At 37.8% G+C, this 17,851-nt stretch carries 19 protein-coding genes and 1 tRNA gene; 5 read left to right on the forward strand and 15 right to left on the reverse strand.

The features are described 5' to 3' along the window. Window positions 1–12 precede the first annotated feature (12 nt). From EUBELI_RS08290 to EUBELI_RS08320, 7 genes are all read right to left on the reverse strand, one after another. Window positions 13–948 (reverse strand): beta-ketoacyl-ACP synthase III, encoded by a 936-nt coding sequence (locus EUBELI_RS08290; protein ID WP_012739947.1) that lies wholly within the window; start codon window positions 946–948, stop codon window positions 13–15. After that, window positions 945–1,736 (reverse strand): carboxyltransferase subunit alpha, encoded by a 792-nt coding sequence (accA, locus tag EUBELI_RS14660; protein ID WP_012739948.1) that lies wholly within the window; start codon window positions 1,734–1,736, stop codon window positions 945–947. Before accA ends, EUBELI_RS08290 begins: the two co-directional genes overlap by 4 nt. Continuing rightward, the gene (locus EUBELI_RS14665) at window positions 1,733–2,506 is read right to left on the reverse strand and encodes an acetyl-CoA carboxylase carboxyltransferase subunit beta (RefSeq protein ID WP_012739949.1); all 774 of its coding nucleotides are present in this window, start codon (window positions 2,504–2,506) and stop codon (window positions 1,733–1,735) included. The genes accA and EUBELI_RS14665 overlap by 4 nt, the downstream gene beginning before the upstream one ends. Beyond that, window positions 2,503–3,858 (reverse strand): acetyl-CoA carboxylase biotin carboxylase subunit, encoded by a 1,356-nt coding sequence (gene accC, locus EUBELI_RS08305; protein WP_041688255.1) that lies wholly within the window; start codon window positions 3,856–3,858, stop codon window positions 2,503–2,505. Before accC ends, EUBELI_RS14665 begins: the two co-directional genes overlap by 4 nt. A gap of 14 nt (window positions 3,859–3,872) precedes the next feature. Next, window positions 3,873–4,325, reverse strand: a complete 453-nt coding sequence (gene accB, locus EUBELI_RS08310) for an acetyl-CoA carboxylase biotin carboxyl carrier protein (RefSeq protein ID WP_012739951.1) — start codon at window positions 4,323–4,325, stop codon at window positions 3,873–3,875. Window positions 4,326–4,354: 29 nt separating this feature from the next. Then, a complete protein-coding gene (gene acpP, locus EUBELI_RS08315) occupies window positions 4,355–4,585 on the reverse strand; it encodes an acyl carrier protein (RefSeq protein ID WP_012739952.1) in 231 nt (76 codons plus the stop codon). A gap of 110 nt (window positions 4,586–4,695) precedes the next feature. Then, window positions 4,696–5,523 (reverse strand): DegV family protein, encoded by an 828-nt coding sequence (locus EUBELI_RS08320; RefSeq protein ID WP_012739953.1) that lies wholly within the window; start codon window positions 5,521–5,523, stop codon window positions 4,696–4,698. Between the two features lie 130 nt (window positions 5,524–5,653). Here EUBELI_RS08320 and EUBELI_RS08325 point away from each other — a divergent pair, with 130 nt between their 5' ends. Further along, the gene (locus EUBELI_RS08325) at window positions 5,654–6,178 is read left to right on the forward strand and encodes a TetR/AcrR family transcriptional regulator (protein WP_012739954.1); all 525 of its coding nucleotides are present in this window, start codon (window positions 5,654–5,656) and stop codon (window positions 6,176–6,178) included. A 38-nt stretch (window positions 6,179–6,216) separates the two neighbouring features. Here the strand turns inward: EUBELI_RS08325 and EUBELI_RS08330 are convergent, their stop codons facing one another. The 3 genes from EUBELI_RS08330 to EUBELI_RS08340 all read right to left on the reverse strand — a co-directional run bounded on the left by EUBELI_RS08330 (window position 6,217) and on the right by EUBELI_RS08340 (window position 9,231). Beyond that, complete coding sequence (locus tag EUBELI_RS08330) at window positions 6,217–7,572, reverse strand: MATE family efflux transporter (protein ID WP_012739955.1); 1,356 nt, start codon at window positions 7,570–7,572, stop codon at window positions 6,217–6,219. Between the two features lie 25 nt (window positions 7,573–7,597). After that, window positions 7,598–8,911, reverse strand: coding sequence for an SGNH/GDSL hydrolase family protein (locus EUBELI_RS14670; protein WP_012739956.1), 1,314 nt, complete (start codon window positions 8,909–8,911; stop codon window positions 7,598–7,600). 249 nt (window positions 8,912–9,160) lie between these two features. Next, a tRNA-Gly gene (locus tag EUBELI_RS08340) sits at window positions 9,161–9,231 on the reverse strand. Window positions 9,232–9,412: 181 nt separating this feature from the next. Here EUBELI_RS08340 and EUBELI_RS08345 point away from each other — a divergent pair. Further along, on the forward strand, window positions 9,413–10,762 hold the full coding sequence (locus EUBELI_RS08345; protein ID WP_012739957.1) for an MATE family efflux transporter: 1,350 nt from the start codon (window positions 9,413–9,415) through the stop codon (window positions 10,760–10,762). Between the two features lie 127 nt (window positions 10,763–10,889). Here the strand turns inward: EUBELI_RS08345 and EUBELI_RS08350 are convergent, their stop codons facing one another. Both EUBELI_RS08350 and EUBELI_RS08355 read right to left on the reverse strand, forming a co-directional pair. Then, window positions 10,890–12,428: a right-handed parallel beta-helix repeat-containing protein gene (locus EUBELI_RS08350; protein WP_041688259.1), complete on the reverse strand. Its 1,539-nt coding sequence runs from the start codon at window positions 12,426–12,428 to the stop codon at window positions 10,890–10,892. 393 nt (window positions 12,429–12,821) lie between these two features. Beyond that, on the reverse strand, window positions 12,822–13,442 hold the full coding sequence (locus tag EUBELI_RS08355; protein ID WP_012739961.1) for a M15 family metallopeptidase: 621 nt from the start codon (window positions 13,440–13,442) through the stop codon (window positions 12,822–12,824). A gap of 208 nt (window positions 13,443–13,650) precedes the next feature. Here EUBELI_RS08355 and EUBELI_RS08360 point away from each other — a divergent pair, with 208 nt between their 5' ends. Genes EUBELI_RS08360 through EUBELI_RS08370 form a run of 3 tightly spaced genes read left to right on the forward strand, consistent with a single transcriptional unit; the run spans window position 13,651 to window position 15,223 of the window. Continuing rightward, a complete protein-coding gene (locus tag EUBELI_RS08360) occupies window positions 13,651–14,019 on the forward strand; it encodes a hypothetical protein (RefSeq protein WP_012739962.1) in 369 nt (122 codons plus the stop codon). 25 nt (window positions 14,020–14,044) lie between these two features. Next, the gene (locus tag EUBELI_RS08365) at window positions 14,045–14,560 is read left to right on the forward strand and encodes a hypothetical protein (protein ID WP_041688261.1); all 516 of its coding nucleotides are present in this window, start codon (window positions 14,045–14,047) and stop codon (window positions 14,558–14,560) included. Between the two features lie 15 nt (window positions 14,561–14,575). Beyond that, complete coding sequence (locus tag EUBELI_RS08370) at window positions 14,576–15,223, forward strand: hypothetical protein (protein ID WP_012739964.1); 648 nt, start codon at window positions 14,576–14,578, stop codon at window positions 15,221–15,223. Between the two features lie 483 nt (window positions 15,224–15,706). On the opposite strand, the gene EUBELI_RS08375 is transcribed toward EUBELI_RS08370, so the two are convergent. The 3 genes from EUBELI_RS08375 to EUBELI_RS08385 form a co-directional block, all read right to left on the reverse strand. Next, a complete protein-coding gene (locus EUBELI_RS08375) occupies window positions 15,707–16,996 on the reverse strand; it encodes an IS110 family RNA-guided transposase (RefSeq protein WP_012739966.1) in 1,290 nt (429 codons plus the stop codon). 84 nt (window positions 16,997–17,080) lie between these two features. Continuing rightward, window positions 17,081–17,317 (reverse strand): PF20097 family protein, encoded by a 237-nt coding sequence (locus EUBELI_RS08380; protein ID WP_012739967.1) that lies wholly within the window; start codon window positions 17,315–17,317, stop codon window positions 17,081–17,083. Window positions 17,318–17,327: 10 nt separating this feature from the next. Further along, on the reverse strand, window positions 17,328–17,747 hold the full coding sequence (locus tag EUBELI_RS08385) for a helix-turn-helix domain-containing protein (RefSeq protein ID WP_041688263.1): 420 nt from the start codon (window positions 17,745–17,747) through the stop codon (window positions 17,328–17,330). Between the last annotated feature and the right edge of the window lie 104 nt (window positions 17,748–17,851).

A 17,851-nucleotide genomic window follows, 5' to 3' on the forward strand; every position in this document is an offset into this window, starting at 1 on the left:
TGCTGCTCCTTATTATGTCTCTATCAAAGCACTGCTCCAGCTAAGCCCCGCTCCAAAGCCCGCAAGAATCAGCTTTCTGCCTTTGTCAAAGCATCCTCTTTGTGCTAACTCATCTAGTGCTATTGGGATACTTGCCGCTGATGTATTACCGTATTCCGCTATATTTATATAGAACTTATCTTCATGTCCCGGATATTTTTTCTTTACATGATTGATAATTCTTTCATTAGCCTGATGGCACACAATATAATCTATGTCATCAAGTGTCATGTCCGATTTTTTCAATATTTCATCAATTCCCTGTTTAAGAACATCAACTGCAAAACGGAACACCGCATTTCCATTCATCTTTACATATGCATCCTGTGCACCTATACCTCTGCATACAAGTACATCAGTATCGCCTCTTGTGTAATTAATCTGTCTATACATATTGTCAGCCGCTTTTATAAGAACTGCACCTGCACCATCTCCAAAAAGCACGCATGTTGAGCGGTCTGTATAATCTAATATCTTAGACATCTGCTCGCTTCCAATAAGCAGTATGTATTTATAATCAGTGCTGTTAAACAGTGCCTGTCCAACATTTAATGCATGCAGAAAACCTGTACATGCACTGCTTAAATCAAATGCAAGTACATTCTCAGCCAATCCAAGCTCCTTCTGTACAATTGCTGCAGTAGATGGAAATGCATTATCTGCAGTTGAAGTTGCAACTATAACTGCACCTATTTCTGCAATATCCACACCTGATGCCTCTACCGCTTCATATGCTGCTCTGACTGCAAGTGATGTAGTATTTTCCTGTGTACATCTGTATCTTTTCTTAATACCTGTTCTTGTTGTTATCCATTCATCATTTGTATCAACAATCCGGCTTAAGTCATCATTCGTAATTATCTCTTCTGGGAGTGCTTTCCCTGTGGACACTATCTGAATGCCTTTCACTTTATCTCTCCCCTGTCTATATTCCTGAATTTGTCATATCTTGAATTAACAAGCTCTTTTGATTTCATCCTGCCAAGAATTCCGAGTTCTTTTTCTAACATTCTTGCTATATCTGAAAAACACCTGTCTCCTTCTGCAATTACACCATCAACGAGTCCGGCAGTAAAAAGCTCCTGTGCAGTAAGCTTCATAATCTCACTTGCCTGTGGTGCTTTCTTAGCATCCTTATATATTATTGACGCAAAACCTTCCGGAGACAGAATCGAATATACTGCATTTTCAAGCATATACACCCTGTCGGCTGCTGCCAGTGCCAATGCACCGCCACTTCCGCCTTCACCTGTGATTACTGATATAACAGGTACTGTAAGCTTAAGCATTGCTGCTATACTTCCCGCAATCGCATTACTCTGTCCGTTGCTTTCTGCTTCCATGCCTGGATATGCACCTGGCGTGTCAACAAATGTTATGACAGGTCTCCTGAATTTTTCAGCCTGTTTCATAACACGGACTGCTTTTCTATACCCTTCAGGTGACGCCATTCCGAAGTTATATCTTATATTCTCTTCTATATTCTTTCCTTTACGGTTTCCAATAACAGTTACCGTTTTTCCATTAAATGAAGCAATTCCTGCAACAAGGCTTTTATCATCTTTATAGTATCTGTCACCATGCATTTCTATAAAATCATCGAAAAGCACTTCTATGTATTTCATAATATCCGGACGGTCACTTTTTCTGGCTGCAAGGACTTTCTCATATGGTGTTAAAACATTTTCACTGCTCATGCTTCTCCTCCGGTATTCACATGCATTTTCAATATCTTTGATAAAGTCTGCTTCATATCTTTTCTGTCAACTATCATATCTATCATGCCATGTTCTAACAGAAACTCTGAGTGCTGGAAGCCTTCCGGCAGCTTCTGTCCGATAGTCTGTTCAATAACTCTTGGCCCGGCAAAGCATATAAGTGCTCCTGGTTCAGCAATTATAATGTCACCAAGACTTGCAAAGCTTGCGCTCACACCACCTGTTGTCGGATTAGTGAGATATGATATAAATAATCCACCAGCATCCTTGAACTTTTCAATTGCCGCTGTTGTCTTTGCCATCTGCATAAGCGAGAAAAGGCCTTCCTGCATTCTCGCTCCACCGCTTGCAGCAAATATTATAAGTGGCAGTTTTCTTTTCATTGCATATTCTGTGAGTCTTGTAATCTTTTCACCTACCGCAATTCCCATGCTTCCCATAAGAAATCTTTTATCCATAACTGCAACAGCTGTTTTGACTCCGCCAATTCGGCATGTTCCAGTAACTACTGCATCCTGCTGGCCTGTCTTTAATCTGTTTGCTTCAACCTTTTGCTCATATCCCGGAAAGCTGTTTGGATTGCCTGTCTTAACCTGTGCATACAATTCCCTAAAACTTTTGTCATCACTTATAAGTGCAATTCTTCTTGATGGTGTAAGGCTTCCGTCTGCCTGTTCCTCACTATCCCTTAATCTGTTGATAATACCCCACCTTTTCTTACGCTTTAAGAAAATGTCATTGATATTCATTTAACTGTAATTCCTTCCTTAAGCCACTTTTCAATTTCGGTATGATTCTTCTCCCAGAAACCTGTATTGTAATTTCCTCTTATAAAATCCTTATGATATGTAAGAAGATGCATGAACTCTCTGTTAGTCTTAACTCCTTCAATTATCAGTTCCTCAAGAGCTCTTCTTAATCGTCTTACCGCCTCAAGTCTGCTGCTTCCAGTCACTATAATCTTGGCAATCATTGAATCATAAAACGGACTCACTTCATAACCTTCAAAAAGATGGCTCTCAACTCTTACTCCATAACCATCTGGAAAATGTAAGAATTTAATAACTCCCGGTGTAGCCGCATTTATTCTGCACTCAATTGCATGTCCATTGACACATGTATCTTCCTGAGTGATATTAAGCTTCATTCCGGCAGCTATTCTTATCTGTTCTCTTATAAGGTCAATTCCTGTAACCTGCTCAGTTACCGGATGTTCAACCTGTATTCTCGTATTCATCTCTATAAAATAGTAGTCACCCTGTTCATTCACAACAAATTCAACAGTTCCTGCACTATAATATCCTGCTGCTTTCGCAGCTCTTACTGCAGTCTCTCCCATGACTGTCCGCTGATCTTTACATAATCTTGCACTCGGAGCTTCCTCTAAAAGCTTCTGATTATTACGCTGGATTGAACAGTCACGTTCTCCAAGATATATTGTATTGCCATATTTATCTGCAAGAATCTGTATCTCAATATGCCGTGGATTGATTATCAGCTTCTCTATGTACATATCATCGTTGCCAAATGCAGCTTTAGCTTCACTCTTAGCGGTTTCAAATGCATTTTCTATATCTTCTCTGCTGAATGCCTTGCGCATTCCTTTTCCACCGCCTCCAGCTGACGCTTTAATAAGTACCGGATAACCAATTTTTTCTGCAATGTGTGCTGCTTCCTCTGCTGTTGCAACCAGACCATCAGAACCTGGTACAACCGGAACCCCGCATTCAATCATAAGCTGCCTTGCCGACTGTTTATCTCCCATGCTGCTTATTATGTCTGCTGATGGTCCTATAAATATAAGATTGTTCTCCTCACATTTTCTTGCAAATGCAGCATTCTCAGACAGAAAGCCATAACCAGGGTGGACTGCCTCACACCCTGTCAGTATTGCTGTTTCTATTATCGCATCCTGATTAAGATAACTTTCAGCCGCCTTTGCCGGTCCAATGCAAACTGCCTTGTCTGCTGCCATAACAGCAAGTGAATCCTTATCTGCTGTTGAATATACAATTACGGTTTCTACATCCATCTCACGGCAGCATCTGATTATCCTTAACGCTATTTCACCACGGTTTGCTATCAGTATTCTCTTAAACACTTCTGCTACCTCCGTTAATTAAGGATTACAAGCGGCTGTCCATACTCAACCATAGTGCCATTCTCTGCTGCCACTTCCTTAACCGTACCGTCACAATCTGCTGTAACTTCGTTCATCAGCTTCATTGCTTCAATTATTCCAATAACATCACCTGCATGAACGCTCTGCCCTGGTTTTACAAAAGGTTCCTCATCAGGACCTGCTGCTGTATAGAAAGTTCCAACCAGTGGCGCTTTAATTTCTTTAATATGCTCATCTGACTGTGGCTGTACGTCCTGAATAGTTGTAACGGTCTGTTCCTGTTCTGTATTAATGCGAACAATATCTCTCTTTACAGGCACATCACATATGGCTTCGTGCATTGTTTTCTTCAGTCCAAGGCATATGCCATTCATCTCCAAATTCAGTTCGCTGCATCCACTTGCATCAAACTTATCTATAATCCCATAAATATCATTAATATCCATAACAAACTGTCTTCCTTAAAATCTTTATGTTAAGCTGCATTCTTGTCAACATACTCAACAATTGCTTTAACTGATGTAAGATTAGGAAGTTCTTCTTCTGGAACAGTAATTCCATAAGCATCTTCAACTGCCATCATAAGTTCCATAGAATCAAGTGAATCAATTCCAAGATCATCCTTTAAATTCGCTTCTAATGTAATCTTATCCTCTGAGCAGTTAATAGTATCCATAATAATTTCTTTTACCTTTTCAAATGTCATTATTTTGTTCTCCTTAAATAATTTTATCTAAATATATTTAACTAATATATTTGAGCTAATTATAAGAGCACAAATCAGGTTTGTCAATACTATTTTGATATTCAAAGTATTTATTTTGTTTCACAGCTGAGTATTATTCCACCTCGCTCAGCATAATAACTGCATAATCCTCCTGCTTTATATACGCACACATCCGTAGTACCATATGCCTGCTTTATCATATCAGCTATCTTATCTGCAAGAGCTTCATTCTCAACATGACATATTCTCAGCTTTCCGCCTTCATATCCTGCATCGTCAAGTAATGCCTGCAGTTTTACAAGAAGCTTTTTATCACCTCTGCATTTACCGATTGCTTCCAATGTTCCATGACTGCTTGCTGTTCCTATTACACTTATGCCAAGAACCTCCGCAGCCGATGCTACAACCTTGCTTACACGACCATTCTGTGCAAGATTATGCAATGATTTTAATGAACAGAACAGTCTTGTTTTCTGCATATATGCATCTATCGCTCCATCTATCTCTTCAAATTTCTTTCCTTCTTCAATCATTTGCTGCAATTGTTCCAGTATAATACGCATCTGTGGACCAGTGCTTTTAGAATCTATTACCCTGACTTTAGCCTGTGGATGTTCCTCCAGATATACTGCCCTCGCTGCCATTGCAGAATTATATGTTCCTGACATTCCTGCAGTTATTGTTACAACAAATATCTCATCATCATCACCAAAAGCTTCAAGCCATGCATCTATTCCAGGGCACGCAGTATATGAACGTCCCTTATGTTTTTCAAGAATATCAAGCATTCTGTGAATATCAAGCTGCCCATCATCACAAAACTCCTCGTTATCTGTAGATATTGTAAGCGGAACTGCCTTAAAAACCATTCCCCTAAGTTCTTTTATATCGCATGCTGAATCTGCTACTAATCTCATTATTAATCCTCCTGTTTGCCGGATATACTCCGTTTTGATGTAGTTTTGAATACTATGTCATATTGTATTTTATAACTTATAGTGTTACAATATACAAAAATAGCGTTTTTGTATATTTCAGGAGTACATTATGAATATAGTTAACAAAGATTCTAAAAATACATTTACACGAATGTGCATAGGTGAAGCAATAATCAAGCTTCTTAAAGACACTGATTTTGATAAGATTCGAATTACGAGTGTGGCGAAATGTGCCGGTGTATCACGCATAACTTTTTACAAATATTATGAATCAATCCATGATGCACTATGCGACTATCTTAATATTATTATAATTGAATATCTGGAAGAATGTGCCAACAACCCTGAAAACGGGAGCTTTCTGGATTATTCCCACATTCTTTTTGCACTTGAATTCTTTAACCGGTATAAGGATTATTTTCTTACTCTTTCAAGATGTGGACTTCATTCTATTCTTATTAACAGTATTAATAATTTTATGTCTGAACATTTTACAAATCCTAAGAATTACTCTGAGTACAGACTATACTGTTACTCTGGCGGATTGCTTAATACATTTTTAAAATGGGAAGAAAACGGATGTGACTGTGATGCTGGCGAGATAGCCAGGACTCTTGAAGAACTTTATAGTTAATAAGCCACTCCTTCCGGAATGGCTTAAATATTTTATAATCATTTATTAATCTGTGAATGCACTTTTCGACGTACTACAAGGAAACATATAACCTGCATAATTATCGTTGCCGTCCATGATGCCGGATATGATATGAACAGGTCATAAAGTGTTCTGTGACTTGGGAATATGACGAATATCCAGAATATTCTCATTCCTACTGTACCAATAACTGATAATATCATAGGTACTAGCGAATACCCCATTCCACGAAGCGCGCCCGGAAACAGATCCATTATTCCACATAAGAAATATGGTACTGTAGTAATTGATAATATCTCAACACCACATTTGATAACATCTTCACTGTTAGTGTATATCATAAGCACTTTATCACCAAATATATATGCACCGCATCCAAATACAAGTGATGCTCCTACCGAAAGTATTGCACAATCTATAAGCACCTTGTCCATTCTCTTGAACTTTCTTACACCATAATTCTGACTTGTAAAACTCATGCAGGCCTGTGTTACTGAATTAATTGATGCATATAGAAAGCCAAGAATATTGTTGGCTGCTGTATATCCTGCCATTGCTGTTGAACCGAATGAATTAACCGACGACTGCAGCAAAGCATTTGAGAAATTAATAACTGTACTCTGTATTCCTGCCGGAATTCCAACCTGAAATATCTGTTTAAGATAGTATCCCTTTATCTTTAGCTTTGAGAATCTCAACTGGTAACTTGCATCTGTCTTATTCAGACATCTTAATACAAGCACACACGATATAAACTGTGAAAATATTGTTGCGATTGCCACTCCTGCAACCCCTAAGTTAAACACAATAACAAGTACCATATTAAGGCATGCATTTATGATTCCCGCTGCCATAAGAAACATCAGCGGTCTCTTGGTATCACCAACTGCTCTAAGAACAGCCGCACCATAGTTATAAAGCATAAAGAATGGCATACCAAGAAAATATATTCTCATATACAGTGTTGAGAGATTAATTACATCATCCGGTGTTCCCATAAGCTCAAGTGCCGGCTTAGCCATCAGCACGCCTATCAGCGCCATCACAACTCCGCTTATTGCTGCAAATGTTATCGCAGTATGCACTGTCTCTGACATCTCTTTATGTTTGCCTGACGCATAGAATCTGGCAGCCAGTACATTTGCTCCCAAAGAAACTCCTATGAAAAGATTAACAAACATATTAATAAGCGCTGTCGTTGAACCTACTGCTGCTAACGACTGGCTTCCTGCAAATCTTCCAACAACAATTATATCTACAGCATTAAACATTAGCTGTAGTATTCCTGAAAGCATCAATGGCACTGAAAACGATATTAACTTGTCCATTATTGTGCCATTGCACATATCTATTTCGTATTTATTCTTACTCATTACCGCATTCCCTCATGAAGCATCCTTATTCCCAGTAACCCAGTTCAACACCCTTCTGATATAAACCAAGCCCCTTAGCATAATATCCATATGCATTAAAATGTGTCCAGTCCGAACGAAGTTTCCCTGATATACATCCAAATGCAGCATACAATCTGTCAAGCGCAGATGCTTTAAGTCCACAATTACTCAGTCCGTATTCCAGCATATATACTCTTGTATTAAAGAAATGTTCACCAAATGCATCTCTTAAAGCTACTTCCCAGTCTGTATAATTCTTTCCTGTTCCGCCTTCACTGTTATCCATATTTATAACACCTTCATCAGCTAAAGAACTGCCAGGATCATCCGTATCACCTACAATAATATAATCCTCACATCCTGTATAATCTATAATCGACTGATATTGTGCTATCAGCTCATCATAATTATCCCAGCCGCCATTACTGCCCATTTCGATGATAAGAATATCATCCCTATGGTCCTGTGCTGCTTTAGGAACAACCCTGCTTCCCTGCGCTACATACATGCCATCTCTATGCTGTTCATTCTCTATATCGTACAGCTTTATTCCTACAACATAATCTTCCTGCTTTAAATTATCGTAATCTCCCGGTATAAGTTCATCGCCAAAATCCTGCAATATATCAAACCAGTCTTCTCCTTCTTCCTCTGCTGCTTCCCTCTCTGCTTCCTGCTTTGCTACGCGGTCTTCATAACGGTTCTCTATCTGGCATAAAATGCCATTTATATATACTGTATCCGGATAATCATTATATTCAATACCATAGCCACTGTAATCATACATATGAACCGGTTGTCCGTCATCACCAACTAATACAACATCTGTATACTCATATGGAGTAATATATACATTTCTGTCAGTATATAGTCCCAGTCCTCCGGCGCGTATTGAAATTTCATCAGACTTCTCACCTGATACTCCGAAATTATATGTCCTGATTCCTGTAAGACGTTCTATTGTATGCGGAGATGTATAATAACTTATATCTACCCTGCCAACACCTGTAAGAATATATCCCTCATCAGTGCCCAGACCTTCTGTCATACTGTCTCCCCAGCATGCAATACCACGATCACTTTTATAATCAGCTGTTGTATCCCTGCCATCTGAATCTAAAATACTGTCATCACCGGAAATACTATCTGAAACACTTACAATATCATGAGTTCTGTCGCCTTTTGGTATTTCAATTTCAACATAACTACTGTTATCATTCTTAACAATACTGTTACCATGTGCCAGAACAAAACTTGTAACAGTCCCCATTAAAGCTAATGCTACCGCCCCCACAATAGCAAATTTCTTTAATTTCATACATATCACCTTTTTCTGCTGAATGTATCAGCAGTATTGTTATAACATTAATTTGTACTTTCTTCAATATTTCACCAGACTTACTTAACATCAAAATAATAATGATATAAAAACGCAAAAAAATAAAGCGGGTGATGGGGTGCCAGGTGCCTGTGGCACCTGCCTGGCACCGACCGGAGCGAAGCGTAGACCGAACCCGTGGGTTCGATTCACATCACCCTGAAATAGTTCACTTAGACAAAAAAATAAAGCGGGTGATGGGAATCGAACCCACGTATCTAGCTTGGAAGGCTAGTGTTCTACCATTGAACTACACCCGCATAACCACTGATATCTCAGTGCTTTGTTAAGATATCATAATTATATTATAAAGTCAAGTATTTTATGCCAATATGTTCTTTGCAACATGTTTTATCAACATATATACTTGACTTTATCTGTTCTTAGGAATAAATTATGTTAGTTGCATTTTAGTTTGTAAAATATTATGGAGTAATTTCAATGACTAACAATTCAGACCACATTTTTTCTAATATAGATATAAGGAAACTTCTTATTCCTATCATGCTGGAAAATCTCTTAGCTTCACTTATGGGAACTGTTGATACTATGATGGTAAGTAATGTAGGTGCATCTGCTGTTTCAGCAGTATCGCTTGTTGATTCCATCAATATTCTTGTAATACAGGCCTTGTCAGCACTTGCTGCCGGAGGTGCAATCCTGTGTTCCCAGTACATAGGAAGCAGCAACCCTAAAGGTGCCAACCGCGCTGCAAGACAGGTATTTCTTGTCATGACAGTGCTGTCGGTTTTCATATCAGCAATATGTCTCGTTCTTCGTGTACCAATGCTTAAGTTCATCTTTGGTTCTGTCGAAGCTGAGGTTATGGCTGATTCACAGGCATACTTTCTTTTTACACTGTTGTCATTTCCATTCATTGGCCTGTATGACGCTGGTGCGTCCATTATGAGAGCCCAGAAGGACAGCAAAAGCCCTATGACAATATCAATAATATCCAACTTCCTTAATATAGGTGGTAATGCAATTCTTATATTCGGACTTGGAATGGGCGTTGCAGGGGCTGCAATATCAACACTTGTATCAAGAGTTTTCTGTGCAGTTGTTGTAATTATTAAATTAAGAAATCCATCTCAGACCATATGCGTAAACAGATATTACGCAATCCGTCCCGACTGGGATTTAATTAAGAGAGTCTTATATATTGGTGTTCCTTCAGGCATTGAAAACAGCATGTTCCAGTTTGGAAAGCTGGCAATCCAGTCAACAGTTTCAACGCTTGGAACTGCTGCCATCGCTGCAAATGCTGTGACCAATATTCTTGAAAACCTTAACGGAGTTGCTGCACAGGGTGTAGGAATCGGACTTATGACTATAGTTGGCCAGTGCATTGGAGCCGGAAGAAAAGATGAAGCCATATATTATATAAAGAAGCTCAGTAAAATGGCTGAAGCTGCCATTATTATAAGCTGTCTTGTTGTATTTGCATTGTGCAGGCCGATTACCATACTCGGTGGAATGGAAGCAGAAAGTGCAAGAATGTGTTTTGAGATGACTCTTTTCATAACAATAACCAAGCCAATATCATGGGTATTGTCATTCATTCCGGCGTACGGAATGCGTGCTGCCGGAGACGTGAAATTTTCAATGATAACATCATGTGCAAGCATGTGGTTATGTCGTGTAAGCTTTACTATATTCTTATGCCGTGTATATGGCTTTGGTCCTATTGCTGTATGGATTGGAATGTTTGCCGACTGGTCTGTGCGTGGTATCGTGTTCACTATACGTTTCCACTCCCGCAGATGGCTTAATCATCATATAATTGACTGATCTTAACGAATTGGATTAACAATAAAAAACGCATGTCAGATTGAAAAAAATCGGACATGCGTTTTATTATTTTGTTATAAATTATAATATTGTATCGTAAACCATATTATTACAATCAGCCATTATCCTAGAATCCCTTACAGTTACCCTTAAGAGTTGCTCCTGTAATATTAACTTTTCCATTAATATTAGTACAATCCTCAATAATAGCCTTGCCAAATGTTACTTTATAACCAAGTGCAGATGGTTTTCCTGTAAGTGGCCAGTGATAATTATTACCCTTATTAGAATCTGAAATACAATTCTTCATTGTTACAACACCACTCTGGTTGTTTCTATCGAAACCATTAGCATAGTTTCCCTTAGCTGTACATCCAATAAGCTTATGGTTAAGAGGATCAAGGTGAGCTGCCTTTCCTGGTGTTTTATTATCTACTCCACCCATCTTAAATCCGTTACCATCACCATATATTCCATCACAGTATCCATTGTAGTTAGCCTGACAGTTTACAAGTGTTACTGCTCCATGAGCTGCATAACAATCCCAGCCATCATCACTATTGTATTCAGCTACACAGTTTTCAAAATAATTGCCTTCACCTGAATGAAGTTTTACTGCAAAACCATCAGCATTCTCACCCTTAGCATCTGCATTATGATGGGACTTGCAATTATAAAACTTGTTATTAGCTCCTCCGTTGCTTACCTGAAAACCTGCATCTTCATTATAACAGCATGTTACATACTTTAATGTATTATTAGAACCTGAAATAAAGATTCCATTATCAGAAGCATTCTTAACTGTAATGTTAGAAAGTGTGCTTCCATTACCTGATAATGTAATTCCTCTTCCTGAACTTCCGCTTGTCTGTGAGAAATCTATTGTCGCATTATTCTTTCCTGCAAGATTAACACCTGCTGGAAGTGAAACAGCTCCGGACTTAACTGTTCCATCAATAACTACTGTTTGTCCTGACTTAGCCTTCTTAAGTGCATCTGCTAAAGACATACCACCTGCCTTAACCACATAATCACCTGATACAGATGAACCTGTTGATGAACCTGAAGATGAGCTGCTTCCTGATGAAGAGCTGCCTGAACCTGATGAACTTCCTGATGAAGAACCAGATGATGAGCTGCCCTTAGAATCAACCTGTACTTTGTAAATGTTGATTCCGCTGTTCTCTGAATACAGATATATGTATCCCTTAGAACCTGAATATGAATATGTTCCTAAAGAAGCTGTCTTATTAGCTGCAATAGTTCCAAGCTTCTTTCCATTAGAATCAGCTACGATTAAATTACGGGTAGAGCTTCCACTGCTTCTTAACACTACCTTAATTGTATCAGAACCTGACACTGGTACTTTAACTGAACGGTATGATGTAGTGCCTGTACCAGAAAGAGCCAGACAATATGTATATGCTGTGCCATCTACTGTTACAGATTCCGCCTTAACCTTCATATTCTTACTGCTTGTTGCCATAAGACCAAGTCCGTCTACTGTAGTACTTGATTTAATAGTTCCTAACTTCTTAAAATTAGAATTCTTGAAATTCCATGAATTCTGTGTTGCCGCATTAGCTGACAACACCGGAGCTGCTGTAAAACATACTAATAATACCGCAACAACAGCTGCAAAAACCCTTCTTGCCTTCTTAATCATGATTAACCTCCCAAACATTATAGATTAAATAGCAAAAGAGGCGTTATTTTGCTGGCAGTGTCCGATATCATGCAAAATAAATCGCCTCTGATGCTAAAAATACCATAATAAGGATAAAAATGAAATGGCTTAAAATTACAAAGATTTACGCAAGTGTTTGTGCATTTTGTATAGTCAGTTCTGAAATATATCATTTTCTTGATACATTTTTACTTAAGAACTGATTTATTGTCACCTACCTTGATGTGAAAGAGGTTATCCTATGTATAATATTTGATTCCTTTAAGAGGATATGGTCAACATTTTTATGGACGTAAAAATGTGTTTTGTCACACTTTTATGTACGAATTTTTGTGTTGCATTACATTTTTCCGCACTAACTTTTATATTATATCACATTTTTCTGCACGAACTTTTCTCAATCCACTCATCTGGCATCTCAAAATGCTGGTAATCTTTTGCATGTTCCCAGTCGCCGCCCCACTCAAATCCATGTTCTGCAAATACCTTATAGCACAAATCGTCATGGTCGATTTTGTGTGGAAATTCAATGCTTCTGTCTGTATACTTTTCAGCATTGGCAGGCTCTACATTTCTTCTGCCATCAACATATTTCACATAAGGATTATAAAGCGTGTTAATGTCAACCGCCAGCCCTAACGCATGCTTTGACAGCTTCGTTGAATAGGAAATGTATCTAAAATTAAACGCTGAAGAATTATTATCCCTCATCGACTTCTCGTCATCAGCATCATATTCATCAATAAGTCTGATTTTTTCAATCTCATAGCCAGCCTCGTAAAGCTGCTTAAATATATCAAGCACATCATCAGCAATCAGCCTGTTCACAACCAGCTCACCTATGTGCGTTTTCCCATCAAATCCGACATGCAAAACTTTAAGATACCGCAAATCTTCTCTTGGCACGGTGCAGTTGTCCTTAAATGATTTCCCCTGCATCTTTGCAAATATGTCGTCTGGAATTGGTGATATGGTAAATGGTTGGGTGTTCATTTGTGTGCTCCTTTTTCATATGGATATATTAATTTATGGTCTATATTATAGAAAATGTCAAGGTCATAAACTTTAAACATATTATTTTTGTTATTTTAAATCAATTCGTATTTTGCACATAATTTTTATTACAATATTATTAATTTTACATATATACAATAAGTTGCATTATGTTTATATTATATAAAAATAAAAGGAGATTAAAAAAATGAATAAAATTACTCGAGTCATTGATTTTCAAAAAATGTACAAATTAAAAACACCTGCATCAAGATATTCTGAATTGAGTGTGTCTATTTCAGAAAAAGGTATGCTTACTATAAGTTCATCTCTTTTTAACAAGATGGAAAAATTTGATAACAAAGTTATAGCGGATTTTTATTTAACATCTGATATGAAAACTCTTGCTATAAAATCCTCTGCTAATGCAAACTTTAAATTCCCTAAAAGCAGACGTCTTCAATGTAATGAATTATTGTACCTACTTGATAGAAATGGTTTTTCTACTCCAGTTAAATATATTGTTGACTGGAATGATGCTAATAATTGTTTCACTGGTTCTCTTGCAACATTATAAAGCACGACACTGGAGGCGCATGAATATGCTCATACAATTAAGCACTTGGGAAATTTCAAATATTTCGAATTTAATCAATAGTATTTATGAAACTTATGATTGTAATCTTGATAAATCATCCTGTTTAACTATCGGATGGATTTCATATTTAGAATGTAGAAATTTATATCCGTATAGTCTATTTTCAGACGACTTCATACAATATGTTTCTGAAAAAATATCGGCTTCTTTTTCAAATTTAAGAAAAGATAGAAGTAACAGAATACGAATCACAAGTAAGTGCTCTCTTTATTCAACATTCAACGAAAATGGCGAAGAACTTATTAATTTCTTGCCTGGCAATAACGGTTGCTTTGAAAACTCAGTTTCACTATGGGATTACGCAGAGCGCTTGGGTAACTTAAAATACAAAATATTAAAATTAATGTACCATAAAGAATCTGATCTAGAAATAATCGAAACATTACATTTATGTCCTGATGATTATTTCGTTATAAAGGAACAACTAAAAGAGGATTTTCTCAACTACATAAACATTTAAATTGGGAGATAACTTATGAAAAAAACTTCAACAAATAATAATTCATTCTCAGAAAAACATCCTGTTGCTAATTTTGTATTAGGCTGTTTTATATTATTTTCTTTGCTTATTGCTATTAGTTCATTATTATTTTTGTTTCTTTCTTTGATAGGAAAAGGATTAAATCAAGGGGCAATATTTTTAAAACATTTTGTCAGTACTACAGATAAAGTTATTATAGTAGCAATGATTACTGGTTCTGTTTCCATAATTGGTGTTGTAATTTCATCTATTATTGCTAAAATCATTGAGTATAGATACAATGTCAAAAAATATATGTATGATAAACGCGAACTTCCATATGAACAATTTATCAATATGATATACACAATAATGGAAGATACCAAAAAACCTAATTCTCTAAAAATGTCCGAATCTGAAATGTTAAAACAGGTATCAGAATTTTCCAAGGGACTTACTTTATGGGGATCTAATCGTGTAGTTAAAAAATGGCTAAAATACAGAAAAGCATCTCAAACCCAGCCATCATCAGAAAATCTTATCTTATTAGAAGATATCATATACGAAATACGTAGAGATGTTGGTCAACGAAAAAGACTTAAAAAAGGTGATATGCTATCTTTCTTTATTAATGACATTGAAACTATTATTAACAGCAAATAATAAGGAGCAGTAACTTATTTTAGTTACTGCTTTCTTATTTTAATATTCAAACTCTCTCCATATAATCAAGTGTTTTTTTCAATAAATTCAATACTTTTTGATACCTGTCATTGAATAGAATTACGGTTATGGAGTGATCTTTACCTCATACAGGGCAGATATATAGTAATAATGGGTACACCAAATAAAGCGTCATCACTATCCGTTTTAAATGGCTTCGATGTATACCCATCCCTATATGGCAGCTCACCTCTCATGTCCAACAGGATCATCCTCCTTGCGGTGGGTCCTCACTTCCTTCGTTCTGCCTGTCCATAACCAGGGTGCCAGCTTAGCTACTATTCAGGGTCATGCCCTCTGGTTTAATTTCCTGCCGGCTACCAGCTCATTCTTTGTACTTTCATTACTGATCCAAACACTCCGATTACAGCACCTTTCGGCGGACGCTTACTGTAATCATTATGGTTGTTCTTTGTTACTCGGTTACGCAGCCTTTAACTGTTCTCCCGGATGTCTGATATCTTTCAACATCTTTGATGCATCATATCTGATTCCCTTAGTTAGAATCGCATGGAATACTCTTATCAGCTTACATGCTACTACTATCAGCGACTGCATCTTTTTTAATGGATTCTTTTCTCTGGTGGTATAATACCTGTGGATTTCTTTGAATTCTTCATTTTTTCCCACCACCGATATCGCTGCCTCGAAAAGTAAATATCTGAGACGCTTGCGCCCTCTTTTACTTATCTTTGTCTTTCCGTTGTGCTTACCGGAACTATCTGCCACCAGTTCCAATCCCGCCAGTTTCTGAAGTTCTTTCGTGCTATCAAAGCGCGTAATATCGCCAACTTCTGCTATGAAACCTGCTACTGTTGTTATTCCTATGCCTTTTATTTCAAGCAGCTTATCCGCATACCTGACCTGTTGGCACAGTCCTTTGATCAGGTCATTGACCCTTTCAAGGCGTTTTGTCTGGAGTTCATAATCCTCTATCAGATCCTGTATCTCCATCCGGGCTTCTGTAAGACCTGCTTTTAATCCTATGCTTCTCATTGCTGCCGCAAGAATCAACATAGCCTTCTTATGACCATTTCCTCGAAGTTTAGCGTCTTTCCATATCTTTATGATACCTTCCACTCCAAGTCTTACTATCTCCTCAGGTGTTGGTGCCTTTTTTAACACCAACATTCCTCCCTTGGCATCTATGTGTGTATAAATTCCCTTATATTCTGGGAAATACACTGCAATCCATTTCTGCAGACGGTTCTTCGCCCTTGTCTGTTCTTCTACAAGCACAAATCGACGGTTTGACGCATTCCGCAGTTCTGCATATGCACCTGTCGGCATATATGAATAAAAATACCGTCCATCCCTTACAAGCCCTGCAATAACACGAGGATCTTTCCTGTCATTTTTAGATGGACTGTTGTCATCTAATTCTTTGGTCTTATGCACATGGTGCGGGTTTACCATTACAAACTTTATGTCCTTTTCACCCATGAACTGCCCAAGATCAAACCAGTAGTGACCAGTTGGCTCTATTCCTACCAGTGCCTCTTCAAGTTCACTTTTCTGCATCAGTTCCACAATCGTATTGTAAAAGCTGTTGAATCCCTCCATAGAGTTTGAAAACGCTACAGGCTTTCTGGTAAGTTCGATGCCTCTCCAGTTAAAAGCTCTGAAATAATGCTTTTCACTGCCAACATCAATGCCAACAATCATTGTTGTTTCTTTTACTTGCTCAATCTTCTTGTTTTGTGTACAATTCATTTATAGATACCTTCCTTATTCTGTTCATTTGCCAACTTGCCGGTCAGCAATGACAGTTTAACTTAGGTATCTATTTTTGTAAAATCATTTACTCTTTACACTTTGAATTATACAGGAAGCTACTATCCTGCAATTCTCACATATGCATGCTTCCACTTTCGTTCTGTGGCTCGCCTTAAGCGGTGTGATTTCAACAAATCCTTTGGCTGTTTTCGCATTTGTGAATACTCCAGGCACTTCATCGGCAAAGCTGAATGCGCCGTCTTTACTGCTGAAAAGGTATCCTTTTCGCATTTCCTTATTACATTTTGGACAAATCATACATAACACCTCATTCCTTAATATCTTTACTAAGAACCGACATTGCCATGCTAAGTTTCTCTTCAAACTGCTCCGCTTTAACAAGCGCTATGCCCTCATTGTCATCGCCAAGCACAACCAGCCTGCTGCCATTCACCAGTCCAAAAGTCTCTCTAGCCTCTTTAGGAATAACTATCTGACCGCGGTCATTCACTGTGACAACACCCCACATGTGTTTGCCTTTCGGTGCTGGTGCCATCTTCTGCCCTTCAAGCTGCACATCATCCTTTATTAAGGAATCCATCGTCACGCCATAAAATTCTGCAAGTCTGCCGCATTTTTCAATATCAGGAATTGTTTCACCACGCTCCCATTTGGCATACGCCTGCCTCGATATTCCAATAACCTCTGCGATATCCTCCTGAGTCTTCCCCGCAAACGACCTCAGCATAATAAGATTCTCCTGTAGCATAATGTCAGTCCTTTCTGTTGTTATGTATGTATTATAATCCTTGTAAATGCGAATTCTACCAATTGTAGTTGTCAGAAAAATTG

Source organism: [Eubacterium] eligens ATCC 27750, from assembly GCF_000146185.1.
Lineage (GTDB): Bacteria > Bacillota > Clostridia > Lachnospirales > Lachnospiraceae > Lachnospira > Lachnospira eligens.